Consider the following 15,485-nt stretch of genomic DNA (forward strand, 5'->3'; position numbering starts at 1 on the left):
ACCGCGGCGGCAACGCGCGGCTCAGGCATTACAGCTGACCCAGAATCGGCGTCGTGACACGCACGTCAGCGTTTTGGCCGCGATGGCGCAGCAGGTGGTCGACCAGCACGATGGCCATCATCGCTTCGGCAATGGGCGTGGCGCGGATGCCGACGCACGGGTCGTGGCGGCCTTTGGTGATGACTTCAACGGAGTTGCCATCGACGTCGATCGAGTGCCCCGGCGTGGTGATGCTGGAAGTCGCCTTCAGCGCCAGGTGCGCAATGATCGGCTGGCCGGACGAAATCCCGCCGAGGATGCCGCCGGCGTTGTTCGACAGAAAACCCTCGGGGCTCATTTCATCGCGGTGCTCGGTACCGCGCTGGGCAACGCAGGCAAAGCCGGCGCCGATCTCGACGCCCTTGACCGCGTTGATGCTCATCAGCGCGTGGGCCAGTTCAGCGTCGAGACGGTCGAAAATCGGCTCGCCCAGGCCGGGCATCACGCCTTCGGCCACAACCGTGATCTTCGCGCCCACCGAATCCTGATCGCGACGCAGCTGATCCATGTAGGCTTCCAGCTCCGGCACCTTGCTCGGGTCGGGGCTGAAGAACGCGTTGTCTTCCACCGAATCCCAGGTCTTGAACGGGATTTCGATCGGGCCGAGCTGGCTCATGTAGCCGCGAACGGTAATGCCCTGGGTGGCGAGAAACTTCTTGGCGATGGCCCCGGCGGCGACGCGCATGGCGGTCTCCCGCGCCGAGCTGCGACCGCCGCCACGGTAGTCGCGGAGGCCGTATTTATGGTGGTAGGTGTAATCGGCGTGGGCGGGCCGGAACAGGTCCTTGATCCCTGAATAGTCCTTGGACTTCTGATCGGTGTTGCGGATCAGCAGGCCGATGGACGCGCCGGTGGTCTTGCCTTCGAAGACGCCGGAGAGGATTTCGACCTCGTCGGGCTCCTGACGCTGGGTGGTGTGGCGGCTGGTCCCCGGCTTGCGGCGGTCGAGGTCACGCTGCAGGTCTTCCAGCGACAGCTCGATGCCCGGCGGGCAGCCGTCAACGATGGCAACCAGTGCCGGACCGTGGCTTTCGCCGGCAGTGGTGACAGTGAACAGCTTGCCGTAGGTATTGCCGGACATGCGGGAGGCTCCGAGGACGTTCAAAAACTCAAGCGCGCCAGTATACGCAGGCTTATGGCGCAGTTCATCCTCGAACCTTATTCATTTGCCCGCGTCCAATTGACACTTTATTGATGACGGTCCTGCAATGCTAAGCGCCTTACCCCTGATTCGCGGCTTCTGGCCGCTGCGAGCGATCATCTTGAGCCTGACCCTGCTGTCGTCCATCGCCCACGCCGGAACGCCCGTCGTGCTGCAGCGCCCCATCAGCCTGGACACCGGGACCGGCGAGCTGTTCGGCACGCTGCTGCTGCCCAAATCGACCAAACCCGTGCCAGTGGTGTTGATCATCGCCGGTTCGGGGCCGACCGACCGTGACGGCAACAACTCTGACGGTGGGCGCAACGACAGCATGAAGCGTCTCGCGCTGATCCTCGCCAAGCACAACATCGCCAGCGTGCGTTACGACAAGCGCGGCGTCGCGGCCAGTCGCCCTGCCACCCCGGACGAGCGCGACCTGAGCATCGAAAAGTACGTCGACGACGCGGTCGCCTGGGCCGCCAAGCTCAAAACCGATACGCGCCTGGGGCCTCTGATTCTGATGGGCCACAGCGAGGGCGCGCTGGTCGCCACCCTAGCAGCAGAACGTGCGGGCGCCGTGGCGTTGATCTCGGTAGCCGGCACCGGTCGCCCGGTGGATCAAGTGGTCCGCGAGCAACTGCAGGATCGCCTCCCTCCTCCGCTGCTGGCGCGCAGTGAGCAACTGATCGAAGAGATCAAAGCCGGCAAGACCGACAACGACGTGCCCGAACCCCTTCAGGTGGTGTTCCGGCCGAGTGTGCAGCCTTATCTGATTTCATTGTTCCGGCAGAACCCGACGGCGGCGTTCGCGCAGTTGAAGATCCCGACGCTGATCATTCAGGGGCGCAACGACATGCAAGTGGGCGTGGGCGATGCCGAGCTGCTGCACAAGGCCAAACCCGACTCGCAACTGGCGATCATCGACGGCATGAACCACGTGCTGCGCATCGTGCCGATGGACATCAAGCGGCAGTTGGCGTCCTACAAGGATCCACAGCTGCCACTGGCCAGCGAAGTCACCGATCGCATCCTGAAATTCCTCGACTCGATACCGGCCGCCTGAGGCCGGCGCTCTTCGATTCGAGCTCAACGCAGGATCCCTTCAGCTTCGTCAGAAACGGCCGATAGCAGTCTGCTGGCATCGTGTGCCGGTGCCATGTGCCAGGCAATGTCGATAACAGGATCGCCGTGATGACAGAAGCAACCATGCAAACCGACGCGGTCGATCCGACCGATGCCAAAGAAGGCGAAGTCGCCGCGCCTGTGCTGTGGGAAGAAGTCCACGCCGAGCACTTCTCGATGCTGCGTCTGGCGCCTCTGCCCACCGACCGTGCCACCGGCGCACGCCCGCTGCGGTTCGTCGAGTTCGGCAAGGCCGAGCGCCACAACAAGGAATTCAGCCTGCTGCGCATGAGCTATCAGTTGCCGGGTCAGAAGGTCCGTAAAGAGCAGAATCGACTGGATATCTGGGTGGACCACGCCAATCGCAGCGTCCGCGTCGGCCCGGAATCCGGTTTGCAGATCGACCCGTGGAACCGTGGTCTGGGGCGCTTCATGCTGGCTCAGGGCATCACCTGGGCGCAGAAACGTTGCGCCGCGTACAAGATCGAAGGCGTTGCGCTGGCCAACAAGGATGCGCTCAACGAGGACACGCGCCTGCGTCGTGATCACTTCCTCAAAACCCAGGGTTTCGAAGTCGTCTACGCCGATGCGCAGCACCTGAAAGGCACCATCAAGGACGCCAAGGTCGGCAACCTCAATAACACCTGGAACGCCGACAAAATCCAGATCGTGCAGATCCTCGACGCCGCGCAGATGCTGCAACAGGCCGAACAGAGGATTCAGGAACAGGACGTTACGATCAAGAAGACCGAAGACAAGGTCAACAAATACCGCCGGGACGACGCCGGATTGCGCTTCACCATCGCCTGCCTGGTGACCTTTGCCGTGTTTCAGGCCGGCCTCCTGATCTGGATTGCAACGCACCGGTGACCCGGCGTTAAGCCAGGCCCGTGTGCTCGCCATCAGATGTGTGGCGTGACGACCGACGCCTTCCCGGCTGAAGCCGGTCCTACATCCAGGATACACGGTGAATCTGGATGGATGCCGTGTCCTCGTGGGACCGGCTTTAGCCGGGAAGAGGCCCGTGTGCTCGCCATCAGCTGTGTGGCGTGACAACCGACGCCTTCCCGGCTGAAGCCGGTCCTAAATCCAGGATACACGGTGAATCTGGATGGATGCGGTGTCCTCGTGGGACCGGCTTTAGCCGGGAAGAGGCCCGTGTGCTCGCCATCAGATTTGCGGCGTCACAACCGACGCCTTCCCGGCTGAAGCCGGTCCTACATCCAGCATGCGCGGTGAATCTGGATGAATGCGGTGTCCTCGTGGGACCGGCTCTAGCCGGGAAGAGGCCCGTGTGCTCGCCATCAGATGTGTGGCGTGACGACCGACGCCTTACCGGCTGAAGCCGGTCCTACATCAGCATGCGCGGTGAATCTGGATGGATGCCGTGTCCTCGTGGGACCGGCTTTAGCCGGGAAGAGGCCCGTGTGCTCGCCATCAGCTGTGTGGCGTGACAACCGACGCCTTCCCGGCTGAAGCCGGTCCTAAATCCAGGATACACGGTGAATCTGGATGGATGCGGTGTCCTCGTGGGACCGGCTTTAGCCGGGAAGAGGCCCGTGTGCTCGCCATCAGCTGTGTGGCGTGACAACCGACGCCTTCCCGGCTGAAGCCGGTCCTACATCCAGCATACGCGGTGAATCTGGATGGATGCCGTGTCCTCGTGGGACCGGCTTTAGCCGGGAGGAGGCCCGTGTGCTCGCCATCAGATGTGTGGCGTGACAACCGACGCCTTCCCGGCTGAAGCCGGTCCTACATCCAGCATGCGCGGTGAATCTGGATGGATGCCGTGTCCTCGTGGGACCGGCTTTAGCCGGGAAGAGGCCCGCGGATGGCCTGACTAGATCCGCGCCGCGAAGAGGTCTTGATGATTGCGGCACTGCTCGGCCGTCAGCATGAACACGCCGTGGCCGCCGCGCTCGAATTCCAGCCAGGCGAAATCCACTTCCGGGTACAGCGCTTCGACGTGAACCTGGCTGTTGCCAACTTCCACGATCAACAAGCCCTTTTCCTCCAGGTGGTCCGCTGCCTGGGCCAGCATGCGCCGCACCAGGTTCAAGCCGTCGTCACCACAGGCCAGCGCCAGCTCGGGTTCGTGCTGGTATTCGTCGGGCATGTCGGCGAAATCTTCGGCATCGACGTACGGCGGGTTGGACACGATCAGGTCAAAACGCTGGCCCGGCAGGCCGTCGAAACCATCGCCCTGCACGGTGTACACGCGCTGATCCACACCATGGCGCTCGATGTTCTGATTCGCCACTTCCAGCGCCTCGAACGACAGATCCGCCAACACCACTTCAGCGTCGGGGAACACGTCGGCGCAGGCGATGCCAATGCAGCCGGAGCCGGTGCAAAGGTCGAGAATGCGGGCCGGATCGCTGGCCAGCCAGGGTGCGAACCGCTGCTCGATCAGTTCACCGATGGGCGAGCGCGGAATCAGCACGCGCTCATCCACGATAAATGACATCCCGCAGAACCACGCTTCACCCAGCAGATACGCCGTGGGCACGCGCTCTTCGATGCGTCGCTTGATCAGGTGTTGAACCGCCACCAGCTCTTCGTCTTCCAGGTTGCAATCCAGGTAACTGTCGGCAATTTCCCACGGCAGGTGCAGGGCGCCGAGCACCAGCTGGCGAGCTTCGTCCCACGCGTTGTCGGTGCCATGACCGAAAAACAGGTCTTCCCCGTGGAATCGGCTGACAGCCCAACGGATATGATCGCGCAGGGTGCGCAGGCGGGAAGTGATCACGGCAGACTCCTTGAAAAAACGACGGGCGATTCTATCAGCCATCCACGCAACAAACGATCCCGCACCGGCCGCGGCGGCCCCGCGCAAAATTTTCCGCAGTCTTTGCCTCGTTTTGCAGGCACTATGACAGCAACCGCGACCTGCTCGACGGCTTGAAGCCCGGCAAAATAGCGAGGTCTGTGCGCACGGCGATTCACAGAATCGCTCTGCCAGTGGACAATGTGGCAAAAGCCCCACTCGAAGGAGCCCCCCGATGTCTGTTTCAAACACTGGTCCAAAGACCATGTTTCAACTCAGTGGCCGTGAATACGCAGCGGCGACATTAAGTAATGCCACGCTGATCATCATCGATGCGCAGAAGGAATACCTCAGCGGCCCTCTGGCCCTGACCGGCGTTCAGGACGCCATCAACAACATCGTCAAACTGGTCGCCGCAGCCCGTGCTGCGAAGTCGCCGATCATTCACGTGCGCCATCTCGGCACCGTCGGCGGCATGTTCGATCCCCAGGGCGAGCGCGGGCAATTTGTCCCCGAACTGCAGCCACAGGGTGATGAAGTCATCATCGAAAAACGCCTGCCCAACGCGCTGAATGGCACGGTCTCCACCGACGACCGCACCACCCTGCACAGCCTGCTGGAAAGCCGTGGCCGTCTGGACCTGGTGGTCTGCGGTTTCATGAGCCACTCCAGCGTCAGCACCACCGTGCGCGCGGCCAAGGATTACGGGTTTCGCTGCACGCTGGTTGAAGACGCCTGCGCCACCCGCGACCTGCCGACCCCGAGCGGTGTCATCAAAGCCGAGCTGGTGCAGCAGGCGGAGATGGCAATCATGAACGACAACTTCGCCAAACTGGCGCTGACCAAAGACCTGATCTGATTCCTCCCTCGACAGGAGCTGTTGCAACCGAGCTGACTGCGCAGGCCCCTCGCGCGGATCATTTTCCGGCAGTTCCTGAAGAAAAGGCGTACAAATGCAGTCGTCAGGCAGGGTAATCCTGTTCACCTGACCGCCTATCCGTAATCAATGCGCGATGCCCCTGAAACCTGGCCAGGCGGGAACCACCCCCACACTGCGCTGGTCAGAGCGCCGATACCCATAGAGGAAATCGGAATGAAAATATCCGATGGTTTTGATGCCCGTCGCCTGCGCCCCAAGGGCCAGGGCAGCTGGCGGATGCGCATAATCGCTGCGATTTCGGCCGTTCTGGCCACCGCTGGCGTGCTGTTGGCCATGGCCGGCATTGCCAGTCTGATCGGCAACCCTGTTGCGCTGGGCGAACTCAACGCCAGTCCCGCGGGCGCCGTGGTGACGGTGATTATCGGTTTGCTGATGCTGTACGTCGGTATCTGGTTCTGGCGCCGCAGTCGCCGCCGCCGTCGTCGTGCCGGTGAACTCAACATGTCTCCCCATCTGATGAAGAAACACGACTGACCTTCGCGTCATCCGCTGCCGTTTAATCATCGAGAGTCTAAATCATCGATAGTCGCGCCGATTATGGCGTGACGCGGTTAAACTGGCCCCCTTCGCGGAGACCACCATGCAAGACGACGATTTTTCCCTGTTCAGAAGTGAGATTCGCGGCGTAAAGCCCATCAAGACTGAACATGCGGACGTAGGAAAACCCAAAACCGACCGTAAGAACCTGGCCAAGCTTCGTCAGGCGGCCACCGTGCGTTCCGATGCGACGATTACCGTTGATGGCCTGTCAGACCAATTCGTGATCGATGTCGGCCCAGAAGACACGTTGTACTGGGCCCGTGACGGGGTGCAGGAAGGCCAGATGCGCAAGCTCAAGCTTGGGCAGATCAGCTTCGAAGGCAGCCTGGACCTGCACGGCATGAGCGTCGAAATGGCGCGCGAGACGATGTGGGAATTCCTGGCCGAGGCGGCCAAGCTTGAAGTGCGTTGCGTGCGCATTACCCACGGCAAGGCCGTGCGGCTGGACGGCAAGCGGCCGATGATCAAGAGCCACGTCAACACGTGGTTGCGCCAGCATCAGCAGGTATTGGGATTCGCATCGTGCATCGCCAAGCATGGCGGCGCCGGTGCGGTGTACGTGATCCTCAAGCGGACCATGATGGAAGGGCGTGACGAGTAACGCGGGGACTTGCTGACCAGTCCCTGTGGGAGCGCCAACCCGCCCGCTCCCACCGCTCATTGAGCGTTTATCCGATCAGCGCGGACCTGGACCAGGACCGCCGCCACCGCCGCCGCCACCCGGGCCGCCACCTTCATAGTGACCGCCGCCGCCACCGCCTCCGTGACCACCGTGGCCTCCCCCGCCCGGGCCCCAGAATGGCCAGCATCCGGACATGGCTGACATCACCGCGATGACCATCGCGACTTTCGCTATACGACTCAACATTTCGTTTTCTCTCTCAAAACGGGCTTGATCTCAGGCATTCATCACCTGCTGCTTCTGACAGCGCACGCCCGTGAATCCGCGTCGTGGTTTGGTAGCGATCAGGTATCGAAACAGGTACGAAGCAGCTGCCGACAAAAAAGGCCGCGAGGGACAGGTAATGCCGTCGCAGCCTTTGCTTTACGCGTTCAAATGATCAGTGACAATCAGCGGCGGTAGTAACCCGGCCCAGGTCCAGGTCCGGGCCCATAACCGCCCCGCCCGCCATCGTAGGGGCCGCCGTCGTAATAACGGTGTTCGTGCCAGCCACCGCCGTGGCGGCCCCAACCCGGTCCGAAAAAACACCCCGAAACCGACGACGCCAGGGCAATCACCAGTGCGATTTTCGCGATTCGGCTAACCATCATGAGCACTCTCTTCATCCGGGCATCTGTCACCCGTTACGTCAGACATCACGCCGACATATTCCGACATATCCCCTCGGTAAAGGTTGGGTAAAGGTCAGCTGACACTGCCCCGGCGGCGCCATGCCGCAGGGGTCCGGGCCGCCTGCCGTACCCCTGCGCGTCCAGCTACGCTACTATGTGCGCCTTTGCAGGCCTGCAACCCTGCGTTTTTTGAACCCACACGGAACACACCCCTGTGACTCTGGAACAGAACTACACCGCCATCCTCGGTCAACTCGGCGAAGACGTCTCCCGCGAAGGCCTGCGCGACACCCCGAAACGCGCAGCCAAAGCCATGCAGTACCTTTGCCGCGGCTATGAGCAAACCCTCGAAGAAGTCACCAACGGTGCGCTGTTCAGCTCCGACAACAGCGAAATGGTGGTCGTCAAGGACATCGAGCTGTATTCGCTCTGCGAACACCATCTGCTGCCCTTCATCGGCAAGGCCCACGTCGCCTATATCCCGAGCGGCAAAGTGCTGGGCCTGTCGAAGGTCGCGCGCATCGTCGACATGTACGCCCGTCGTCTGCAGATCCAGGAAAACCTCAGCCGCCAGATCGCCGAAGCCATTCAGCAGGTCACCGGCGCTCTGGGTGTGGCGGTGGTCATTGAAGCCAAGCACATGTGCATGATGATGCGCGGCGTCGAAAAGCAGAATTCGTCGATGATCACGTCGGTGATGCTGGGTGAATTCCGCGAAAACGCCGCGACCCGCACCGAGTTTCTCAGCCTGATCAAATGATCCCGGCGTCCTGAAGGCCGCAGCATTAGGCTGCGGCTGTCTGGCGGTTCGTGCCGCCGAGTGAGGTTTTAGCGTGTTGATGAAAGCAGTGAGAGTCGGGCTCGGACAGCTCGTGATCGCGGGCGATTTTCTGACCCGGCCGAGCAAAAAGAAGCGTTCTCCCGAAGCGCAGGCTGCCGTCGATGCGTCGGCGAAAGCGTTGACGCTGTATCAGTTCCACGCCTGCCCGTTCTGCGTGAAAACCCGCCGGGCGCTGCGCCGTTTGAACGTGCCCGTGGCCCTTCGTGACGCGAAGAACAACGAGCCGGATCGCCAGGCATTGCTGAGTGGCGGCGGCCGGATCAAAGTGCCTTGCCTGCGGATCGAGGAAGAAGGTCAGACGGTGTGGATGTATGAATCGAAGGTGATCGTTGATTACCTGGAGAAGCGATTCTCCGCAGTTTGACGATGCTGCTTACATAGCCGATGCGTCAACGCCGCTCCAACGTGATCGGCGATCGACTCACCCTCTCAGCCATTCCGCAAAACCTGTGGGAGCGAGCTTGCTCGCGAAGGTGGCATGTCTGCCGATGGGGATCCAGTGTAATGACTGGCCTCTTCCCGGCTAAAGCCGGTCCCACTGACACACCCCATGCGCTGAGTAGGACCGGCTTTAGCCGGGAAAGGGCCGTTTCAACCGCTGGAGATTTAGCGAATGTCCTGGCCTCTTACGCCTTTACTTCGGGCAACCTTCCTGGCGACACGCCGTATACGCCTTCAATTGCTCAACCCGCACTTTGGTCTGCGCTGACAGGCATTGCGCCTGAACCAGCGGCCACATGCTCCCGCCGTCTTCCCGCTTGCCGGCCTGATACTGGCAATCGGCGTCACGAAACGCGATCCACTTCTTCTGCGCATCCTGCAGCGCCTTCTTGCGCGCCGGCGTCTTCAGGTAGCCCATCTGCGCGTTGTATTGGGTGTTCAATTCCGCGTCCAGCGCCTTGTACTCCTGGCTCGCGCACTGGTTCATCGACGCCTGATTGGCGTCGCAGTCCTGAGCCTGGGCCGAGCAGCCGATGCCCAACGCCATCATCATTCCCACCGCAATCATCCTGTACTGCATGTCTCATCTCCTTTTAGTGAACAGCACCAAACCTCAGTCCAGCATGCCGACATAACCCGGTTGCTGCTTGACCCGGGCGAGCCACCCTTGAATCGCAGGGAACTGCGCCAGATCGAAGCCGCCCTGATCGGCAACATGGGTGTAAGCGTACAGCGCGATGTCGGCGATGGAGAAACTGTCGCCCACCAGGAACGGCGTGCGCAGCAACTGCTGCTCCATGACTTTCAGGGCCTTGTTACCGCGCCGGTGCAGCGAGTGGTATTCCTCCATCCGCTCCTCTGGCATCCCCAGATAGAACTGAATGAAGCGCGCCACCGCCAGGGTTGGCTCGTGGCTGTACTGCTCGAAGAATTGCCACTGCAGCATTTGCGTGCGCAGCCGCGGTTCGGTCAGCAGGTAAGGCGTGCCTTCGGCGAGGAAGTTGAGAATCGCGTTGGACTCCCACAGGCAGGTGCCGTCTTCAAGCTCAAGGACCGGAATCTTGCCGTTCGGGTTCTTCGCCAGAAACGCCTCGGTTTCGGTCTCGCCCTTGAGAATGTCCACCGGCACCCACTCGTATTCCGCGCCGAGCAGGTTGAGCATCAGCTTGATCTTGTAGCAGTTGCCCGAGTTGTAATCGCCGTAAACCTTGTACATCAACCCTCTCCCCTCAATCGTGTGCCGTCAGTCTTGCCGGTCGTGCGTGTGCGTTATGTATCAGGCCGCCTGTGAAAGCTGTGTTTGCCGAATGACGTCGGCCAGCCGCTTCAAACCTTCGTCCAGGCGCTCGGGGTCGATGTGACTGAAGTTCAGCCGCAGATACCCCGGGTTGGCGTCCGGGTCGGCAAAGAACGGCTCGCCCGGCATGAACGCCACGTTCTGCGCCAGGGCGCTGTCGAGCAAGGTGCGGGTGTCGAGCTTGTGTTTGAGGGTCAGCCAGAAGAACAGTCCACCTTGAGGGCTGTTCCACTCAGCGAGATCCGCGAAGTGCCGCTGCAGCGCGGCTTCGAATGCATCGCGACGGGTCCGATAGAAGGTGCGCAGCTCCAGCAGATGCTGCTCGTAGTGCTCGCTGCCGATCCACTGCAACGCCTGCCATTGCCCCACGCGATTGGTGTGCAGATCCGCCGATTGCTTGAGCTTGAGCAGATGCGGAAACAGGTCCGGCGTGGCGATCAGGTAGCCGACGCGCAACCCCGGCATCAGGGTTTTCGACACGGTGCCGGTGTAGATCCAGCTGGCTGTTTTCAGGCGGCTGACGATGGGCCGCGCGCTGCCGCCGTCGAACGTCAGCTCGCGGTAAGGCTCATCTTCGATCAGGGTGACGCCGAATTCGTCGAGCAACGCCGCCACCGCATCCCGCGCGGTTTCGCTGTAACGCACCGCCGACGGATTCTGGAACGTGGGAATCAGGTAGGCGAACGAGGGCGAGTGCTGCTCCAGTCGCTGGCGCAGCGCTGCAAGGTCCGGGCCTTCGGCGAGCAGCGGCACGGTCAGGCAGTCGGCGCCGAACAGCTGGAAGATCTGCAGCGCGGCCAGATAGGTCGGCGCTTCGAGCAGGATCTCGGTGCCCTTATCGATGTACAGCTTGGCGGCCAGATCCAGCGTCTGCTGGGAACCGCTGACGATCATCACCTGACTCGCGTCGCAGTCGATGCCCAACGCGCGCGCCTGGGCGGCCAGCGCTTCACGCAGCTGCGGCTCGCCTTCGCTCATGCCGTACTGGCCGATGCTGCGCGGCATGTCAGACCATTCACTCTTCGGCAACATGGCCTCGGCCGGCAATCCGCCCGCGAACGACATCATCTCCTGGCGCTGGGCGGCGGCGAGGATTTCGCGAATCAGTGAACTCTTCAAACGGGTAACGCGTTCGGAAAATGGCATCGGATCACCGCTGGCGGAAAGAAAGGGGAATAAGTCAAACTGCTTGACCGAAATTACGATGCCGCGCACGGATACGTCAATATGCTTGACCTTAAAAATTCATCGACCCAGCAAATTGCCATGGAAGCGTTTTTCTTCGGCTACCAGGCGTTCACTGCCAAAGCCGATGAAATGCTCGACCGCCGTGGCCTGAGTCGGGTGCACCAGCGCATTGTGTTTTTCATTGCCCGCTATCCCGGCCTGAGCGTCAAGGAACTGCTCGGCAAACTGGGGGTGAGCAAGCAGGCACTGAACACGCCGCTGCGGCAGTTGATCGAGATGGAGCTGGTGCTCAGCGTGGCGCCCGAGGACGACAAACGTAAGCGCCTGCTGCAACTGACCACCGAGGGCCGCACGTTTGAAGAGTCGTTGCGCCGCGAGCAGGTCAAGCTGCTGCAACGGGTGTTCGCCGAAGCCGGGCGTGAAGCGGTGGACGGCTGGATGGCGGTGAACCAGGCGCTTGGCAACACGATGACCCGCGGCTGATCGGGCGCGTTACAGGGCACTGCCGAAACTGTGCCGACCATTGCGCCGATGGCTGTATTGCAACGGGGCATGACCACTGCGTATAGGCTGGCTGCTCTGTTCAACCGCTGCGCCAAGGATAGACCCGCATGACTGACGTGCCCCTCGCGCCATTGCGACCACTGACCGACTCTTCGCCCTCCGCCATCGTCGCCGGCTTCATCGCCATGATGACCGGCGTCACCAGTTCGCTGGTGTTGATGTTTCAGGCCGGTCAGGCCGCCGGGCTGACCTCGGCGCAGATTTCCTCGTGGATCTGGGCGCTGTTCATGGGGATGGCGGTGTGCAGCATCGGCCTGTCGCTGCGCTATCGCTCGCCCATCACCGTGGCATGGTCGACGCCGGGCGCGGCATTGCTGATCACCAGCCTGGGCGGCGTCGCCTACCCCGAAGCGATCGGCGCGTTCATCACCAGCGCGGTATTGGTGATCATCTGCGGCATCACCGGCAGCTTCGAACGGCTGGTCAAGCGCTTGCCGACGTCACTGGCGGCGGCACTCTTGGCAGGCATTCTGTTCAAGATCGGCAGCGAAATCTTCGTCGCCGCGCAACACCGCACCGGCCTGGTGCTGGGCATGTTCTTCACCTATCTCATCGTCAAGCGCTACTCGCCGCGCTACGCCGTGCTGGTGACCTTGCTGGTCGGTGTCGCGCTGTCCGGCATGCTGGGTCTGCTGAACTTCAGCGGCTTCGCCCTCGAAGTGGCGATGCCGGTGTGGACCACGCCTTCGTTCTCCATCGCTGCGACCGTCAGCATCGGCATCCCGCTGTTCGTCGTCGCCATGACCTCGCAGAACATGCCGGGCGTTGCGGTGTTGCGCGCAGACGGTTATCAGGTCCCCGCCTCGCCCCTGATCACGGCCACCGGCATCCTCTCGCTGATCACTGCGCCGTTTGGCGCCCACGGCATCAACCTCGCGGCCATCAGCGCCGCCATCTGCACCGGCCCCCACGCCCACGAAGACCGCGACAAGCGCTACACGGCGGCAATCTGGTGCGGGATTTTCTACGCCATCGCCGGGGTCTTCGGCGCGACACTGGCGGCATTGTTCGCGGCGTTTCCCAGGGAACTGGTGTTGTCGATCGCTGCCCTGGCGCTGTTCGGCTCGATCATCAACGGCCTGACCGTGGCCATGAACGAGCCCAAGGAACGCGAAGCCGCGCTGATCACCTTCATGGTCACCGCGTCGGGGCTGACGCTGTTTTCCATCGGTTCGGCGTTTTGGGGCATCGTCGCGGGGGTGTTGACGCTGGTGATATTGAACGGCCGCAAGGCCTGAGTCTTATTTAGAGCGGCTCAAGAAACGGGCCGCCGAATTCACAGCTTGAAGTGCCCGACCATGCCTTTCAGCTCCAACCCCAGCGAGGCCAATTCGATGCTGGAAGCCGCGTTGCCCTGCATCGCCAGCGCGGAGTGATCGGCACTGGCACGGATGCTGGTGACGCTGCGGTTGATCTCTTCCGCCACCGAACTCTGCTCTTCCGCCGCCGCAGCAATCTGCTGGTTCATCTGTTGGATCATCGACACCGCCGCGGCAATGCTGCCCAGCGCGCTCTCGGTTTGCAGGGCGTCGCTCACCGCCAGTTTGACCAGCTCGCCGCTGTTCTGAATCTGCGCCACCGACGCCTGGGCACCGCTTTGTAATCGGGTAACCAGCCGCTCGATTTCTTCCGTGGATTGTTGCGTGCGCTTGGCCAACGCGCGAACTTCATCGGCTACCACCGCAAAGCCCCTGCCCTGCTCCCCCGCCCGCGCCGCTTCGATGGCCGCGTTCAGTGCCAGCAGGTTGGTCTGCTCCGCGACGCTTTTGATGACGCCGAGCACTGTGCCGATGTTGTGGATTTCCGCGCTGAGGTTCTCGATCGAATCGCTGGCGGAACGGGACGACGACGCCAACTGTTCAATCCGCTGCATGCTCTGGCGCACCACGGCCTGGCCGGAATCGACCTTGGTGTCGGCAGTCTGCGCCGCGAGCGCCGCTTCCTCCGCGTTGCGTGCGACGTCGTGAACGGTGGCGGTCATCTGGTTCATCGCCGTCGCCACCTGCTCCGTCTCTTCCTTCTGGCTGCTGACTTCCAGATTGGTCTGCTCCGTGACCGCCGAGAGGGAACGGGCGGACGTCGCCAACTGCTCGATGCCCGCCTGCAGGCCGCTGACGATGGTGCTCAAGCCCGCGCCCATCTGCTGCATCGCTTGCATCAACTGGCCGATTTCGTCCTTGCGCGTGACGTTCACGGTGCGGCTCAGGTCCCCGGCCGCAATCCGCTGGGCCGTGGCAATCACGCTGCGCAGCGGCGCGACGATCAGGCGCGTTATCACCAACGCCGCGATCAGCCCGACCAGCAGCGCCAACAAGGACGAGCCGATGATCATCATCGCGTTGGCCTGCAACTCCCTCTGCATCGACTGGCCTTCCGCGTCATAGGCCTGATTGACCTGCTGCACCACGGCTTTGGCGTTGCTCGCCAGTTGTTGCGAGACCTTCGCTTCCGACTCCAGCAGCCCGGTGTATTCGTTGAGCTTGTCGCTGAAATTGCTGATGTGCCCGCCCACTTCGGTCAGCACCGTGAGGTAACCGGCGTCCTTGATCACGCCCTTGAGCTGCTCGGCCAGTTCTTGGGCCTGCACCGCCTGCTCGATCTTGCCGGTCTTGACCTCCTCGCCCGAGCCCGTCTTGCGGCTCTTGTCGAGGCGCACCCGGGCTTCATCCATGGCCTGCATCATCAGTTTCGACACCTGGCTGACCTGACCGGCCTGCTCAATGAATTCCGCGCCCTGCTGGCCCTGGGAATCCTTCAGCGTGTAGGCACCGTCGTCGGCCAGCCCCGCCTGCAACACGTCCAGGTTATTGGCGACGCTGGACACCGACCAACTGGCCATCTCCAGCGCCAGGTCCTTGCTCTGGCTGATGCTGACAAACTCGTCGAACGACGCACGATAGGCCGCCAGCGCTTGCTGCACCTCGCCCATCACCTGCGCGTTGATCGGCGCGCCCGCCTTGAGCTGCTCCGCCTGGGCATTCAAGCCATCGAGCCCGGTGTGAACCTGATCGACCACCTTCGGATCGCCGTGCAAGGCGTAATCCTGCTCCAGCAACCGCACGCGATTCGCGTCGCCGTTGAGTGCCGTCATCGCCTTCAGGCTGTCGAAATGCGCGCTGATGGAACGCAACGACCAGACCCCGATGGCCGCGACCAGCGCCGTCAACAGCAGCACCAGCACGAACCCGATGCCCAGCTTCTTGGCCATCCCCAGATTGGCGAAACGCGTCTTCACGGCCGACATCATCAGTTTCCGCTCCACAGCTTGAGGGCGCACATGGCAAGGCCACCCGCGCACGGCCAATCAATATC

The 15,485-nt window shown here is 62.2% G+C and carries 16 protein-coding genes and 1 pseudogene; 9 read left to right on the forward strand and 8 right to left on the reverse strand.

All coding sequences use genetic code 11. From position 1 onward, the window contains the following. Positions 1-28: 28 nt before the first annotated feature. Positions 29-1,120: a chorismate synthase gene (gene aroC, locus M1E04_RS16275; RefSeq protein WP_456291709.1), complete on the reverse strand. Its 1,092-nt coding sequence runs from the start codon at positions 1,118-1,120 to the stop codon at positions 29-31. Positions 1,121-1,247: 127 nt separating this feature from the next. On the opposite strand from aroC, the gene M1E04_RS16280 reads away from it, so the two are divergent. Next, positions 1,248-2,243: an alpha/beta hydrolase gene (locus tag M1E04_RS16280; RefSeq protein WP_456291710.1), complete on the forward strand. Its 996-nt coding sequence runs from the start codon at positions 1,248-1,250 to the stop codon at positions 2,241-2,243. 128 nt (positions 2,244-2,371) lie between these two features. Next, positions 2,372-3,172 (forward strand): hypothetical protein, encoded by an 801-nt coding sequence (locus M1E04_RS16285; protein ID WP_065989380.1) that lies wholly within the window; start codon positions 2,372-2,374, stop codon positions 3,170-3,172. Positions 3,173-4,142: 970 nt separating this feature from the next. On the opposite strand, the gene prmB is transcribed toward M1E04_RS16285, so the two are convergent. Then, entirely contained in the window at positions 4,143-5,051 is a 909-nt protein-coding gene (gene prmB / locus M1E04_RS16290) for a 50S ribosomal protein L3 N(5)-glutamine methyltransferase (protein WP_065989379.1), read from the reverse strand. Positions 5,052-5,304: 253 nt separating this feature from the next. Between prmB and M1E04_RS16295 the strand changes: the two genes are divergently transcribed. From M1E04_RS16295 to M1E04_RS16305, 3 genes are all read left to right on the forward strand, one after another. Further along, positions 5,305-5,928: a cysteine hydrolase family protein gene (locus M1E04_RS16295; RefSeq protein WP_065989378.1), complete on the forward strand. Its 624-nt coding sequence runs from the start codon at positions 5,305-5,307 to the stop codon at positions 5,926-5,928. Positions 5,929-6,162: 234 nt separating this feature from the next. Then, a complete protein-coding gene (locus M1E04_RS16300; RefSeq protein WP_192134419.1) occupies positions 6,163-6,483 on the forward strand; it encodes a hypothetical protein in 321 nt (106 codons plus the stop codon). Between the two features lie 106 nt (positions 6,484-6,589). Beyond that, positions 6,590-7,150, forward strand: coding sequence for a Smr/MutS family protein (locus tag M1E04_RS16305; protein ID WP_065989376.1), 561 nt, complete (start codon positions 6,590-6,592; stop codon positions 7,148-7,150). Between the two features lie 470 nt (positions 7,151-7,620). On the opposite strand, the gene M1E04_RS16310 is transcribed toward M1E04_RS16305, so the two are convergent. Continuing rightward, the gene (locus tag M1E04_RS16310; protein ID WP_244160372.1) at positions 7,621-7,821 is read right to left on the reverse strand and encodes a hypothetical protein; all 201 of its coding nucleotides are present in this window, start codon (positions 7,819-7,821) and stop codon (positions 7,621-7,623) included. Positions 7,822-8,056: 235 nt separating this feature from the next. Between M1E04_RS16310 and folE the strand changes: the two genes are divergently transcribed. Both folE and M1E04_RS16320 read left to right on the forward strand, forming a co-directional pair. Then, entirely contained in the window at positions 8,057-8,602 is a 546-nt protein-coding gene (gene folE / locus M1E04_RS16315) for a GTP cyclohydrolase I FolE (protein WP_065989346.1), read from the forward strand. A 79-nt stretch (positions 8,603-8,681) separates the two neighbouring features. Next, positions 8,682-9,047: a glutathione S-transferase N-terminal domain-containing protein gene (locus M1E04_RS16320; RefSeq protein WP_282373082.1), complete on the forward strand. Its 366-nt coding sequence runs from the start codon at positions 8,682-8,684 to the stop codon at positions 9,045-9,047. Between the two features lie 270 nt (positions 9,048-9,317). Here M1E04_RS16320 and M1E04_RS16325 read toward each other — a convergent pair whose 3' ends face one another. The 3 genes from M1E04_RS16325 to M1E04_RS16335 are packed head-to-tail and all read right to left on the reverse strand — an operon-like array spanning position 9,318 to position 11,567. Beyond that, positions 9,318-9,704, reverse strand: coding sequence for a lysozyme inhibitor LprI family protein (locus M1E04_RS16325; protein WP_369319448.1), 387 nt, complete (start codon positions 9,702-9,704; stop codon positions 9,318-9,320). A gap of 33 nt (positions 9,705-9,737) precedes the next feature. Next, the gene (locus tag M1E04_RS16330; RefSeq protein ID WP_192134425.1) at positions 9,738-10,340 is read right to left on the reverse strand and encodes a glutathione S-transferase family protein; all 603 of its coding nucleotides are present in this window, start codon (positions 10,338-10,340) and stop codon (positions 9,738-9,740) included. A gap of 60 nt (positions 10,341-10,400) precedes the next feature. Then, positions 10,401-11,567: an aminotransferase-like domain-containing protein gene (locus tag M1E04_RS16335; RefSeq protein WP_192134427.1), complete on the reverse strand. Its 1,167-nt coding sequence runs from the start codon at positions 11,565-11,567 to the stop codon at positions 10,401-10,403. Between the two features lie 81 nt (positions 11,568-11,648). Here M1E04_RS16335 and M1E04_RS16340 point away from each other — a divergent pair, with 81 nt between their 5' ends. Both M1E04_RS16340 and M1E04_RS16345 read left to right on the forward strand, forming a co-directional pair. Then, complete coding sequence (locus tag M1E04_RS16340) at positions 11,649-12,092, forward strand: MarR family transcriptional regulator (RefSeq protein ID WP_192134429.1); 444 nt, start codon at positions 11,649-11,651, stop codon at positions 12,090-12,092. A 128-nt stretch (positions 12,093-12,220) separates the two neighbouring features. Then, positions 12,221-13,411 (forward strand): benzoate/H(+) symporter BenE family transporter, encoded by a 1,191-nt coding sequence (locus M1E04_RS16345; protein ID WP_456291711.1) that lies wholly within the window; start codon positions 12,221-12,223, stop codon positions 13,409-13,411. Positions 13,412-13,449: 38 nt separating this feature from the next. Here M1E04_RS16345 and M1E04_RS16350 read toward each other — a convergent pair whose 3' ends face one another. Both M1E04_RS16350 and M1E04_RS16355 read right to left on the reverse strand, forming a co-directional pair. Further along, positions 13,450-14,331 (reverse strand): methyl-accepting chemotaxis protein, encoded by an 882-nt coding sequence (locus tag M1E04_RS16350; protein ID WP_456293207.1) that lies wholly within the window; start codon positions 14,329-14,331, stop codon positions 13,450-13,452. Then, positions 14,311-15,420 (reverse strand): annotated as a pseudogene (locus M1E04_RS16355) (HAMP domain-containing protein); the annotation flags it as partial. The pseudogene M1E04_RS16355 and the gene M1E04_RS16350, both read right to left, overlap by 21 nt. Positions 15,421-15,485: the final 65 nt, after the last annotated feature.

The sequence above is a fragment of the Pseudomonas sp. AK106 genome, assembly GCF_053903055.1.

Excerpts from the sequence above, each read along its gene's own strand:
- aroC (WP_456291709.1), bottom strand. The coding sequence starts at position 1,120 with ATGTCCGGCAATACCTACGGCAAGCTGTTCACTGTCACCACTGCCGGC.
- M1E04_RS16280 (WP_456291710.1), top strand. The coding sequence starts at position 1,248 with ATGCTAAGCGCCTTACCCCTGATTCGCGGCTTCTGGCCGCTGCGAGCG.
- M1E04_RS16285 (WP_065989380.1), top strand. The coding sequence starts at position 2,372 with ATGACAGAAGCAACCATGCAAACCGACGCGGTCGATCCGACCGATGCC.
- M1E04_RS16295 (WP_065989378.1), top strand. The coding sequence starts at position 5,305 with ATGTCTGTTTCAAACACTGGTCCAAAGACCATGTTTCAACTCAGTGGC.
- M1E04_RS16300 (WP_192134419.1), top strand. The coding sequence starts at position 6,163 with ATGAAAATATCCGATGGTTTTGATGCCCGTCGCCTGCGCCCCAAGGGC.
- M1E04_RS16305 (WP_065989376.1), top strand. The coding sequence starts at position 6,590 with ATGCAAGACGACGATTTTTCCCTGTTCAGAAGTGAGATTCGCGGCGTA.
- M1E04_RS16310 (WP_244160372.1), bottom strand. The coding sequence starts at position 7,821 with ATGATGGTTAGCCGAATCGCGAAAATCGCACTGGTGATTGCCCTGGCG.
- M1E04_RS16320 (WP_282373082.1), top strand. The coding sequence starts at position 8,682 with ATGAAAGCAGTGAGAGTCGGGCTCGGACAGCTCGTGATCGCGGGCGAT.
- M1E04_RS16325 (WP_369319448.1), bottom strand. The coding sequence starts at position 9,704 with ATGCAGTACAGGATGATTGCGGTGGGAATGATGATGGCGTTGGGCATC.
- M1E04_RS16330 (WP_192134425.1), bottom strand. The coding sequence starts at position 10,340 with ATGTACAAGGTTTACGGCGATTACAACTCGGGCAACTGCTACAAGATC.
- M1E04_RS16335 (WP_192134427.1), bottom strand. The coding sequence starts at position 11,567 with ATGCCATTTTCCGAACGCGTTACCCGTTTGAAGAGTTCACTGATTCGC.
- M1E04_RS16340 (WP_192134429.1), top strand. The coding sequence starts at position 11,649 with ATGCTTGACCTTAAAAATTCATCGACCCAGCAAATTGCCATGGAAGCG.
- M1E04_RS16345 (WP_456291711.1), top strand. The coding sequence starts at position 12,221 with ATGACTGACGTGCCCCTCGCGCCATTGCGACCACTGACCGACTCTTCG.
- M1E04_RS16350 (WP_456293207.1), bottom strand. The coding sequence starts at position 14,331 with ATGCAAGCGATGCAGCAGATGGGCGCGGGCTTGAGCACCATCGTCAGC.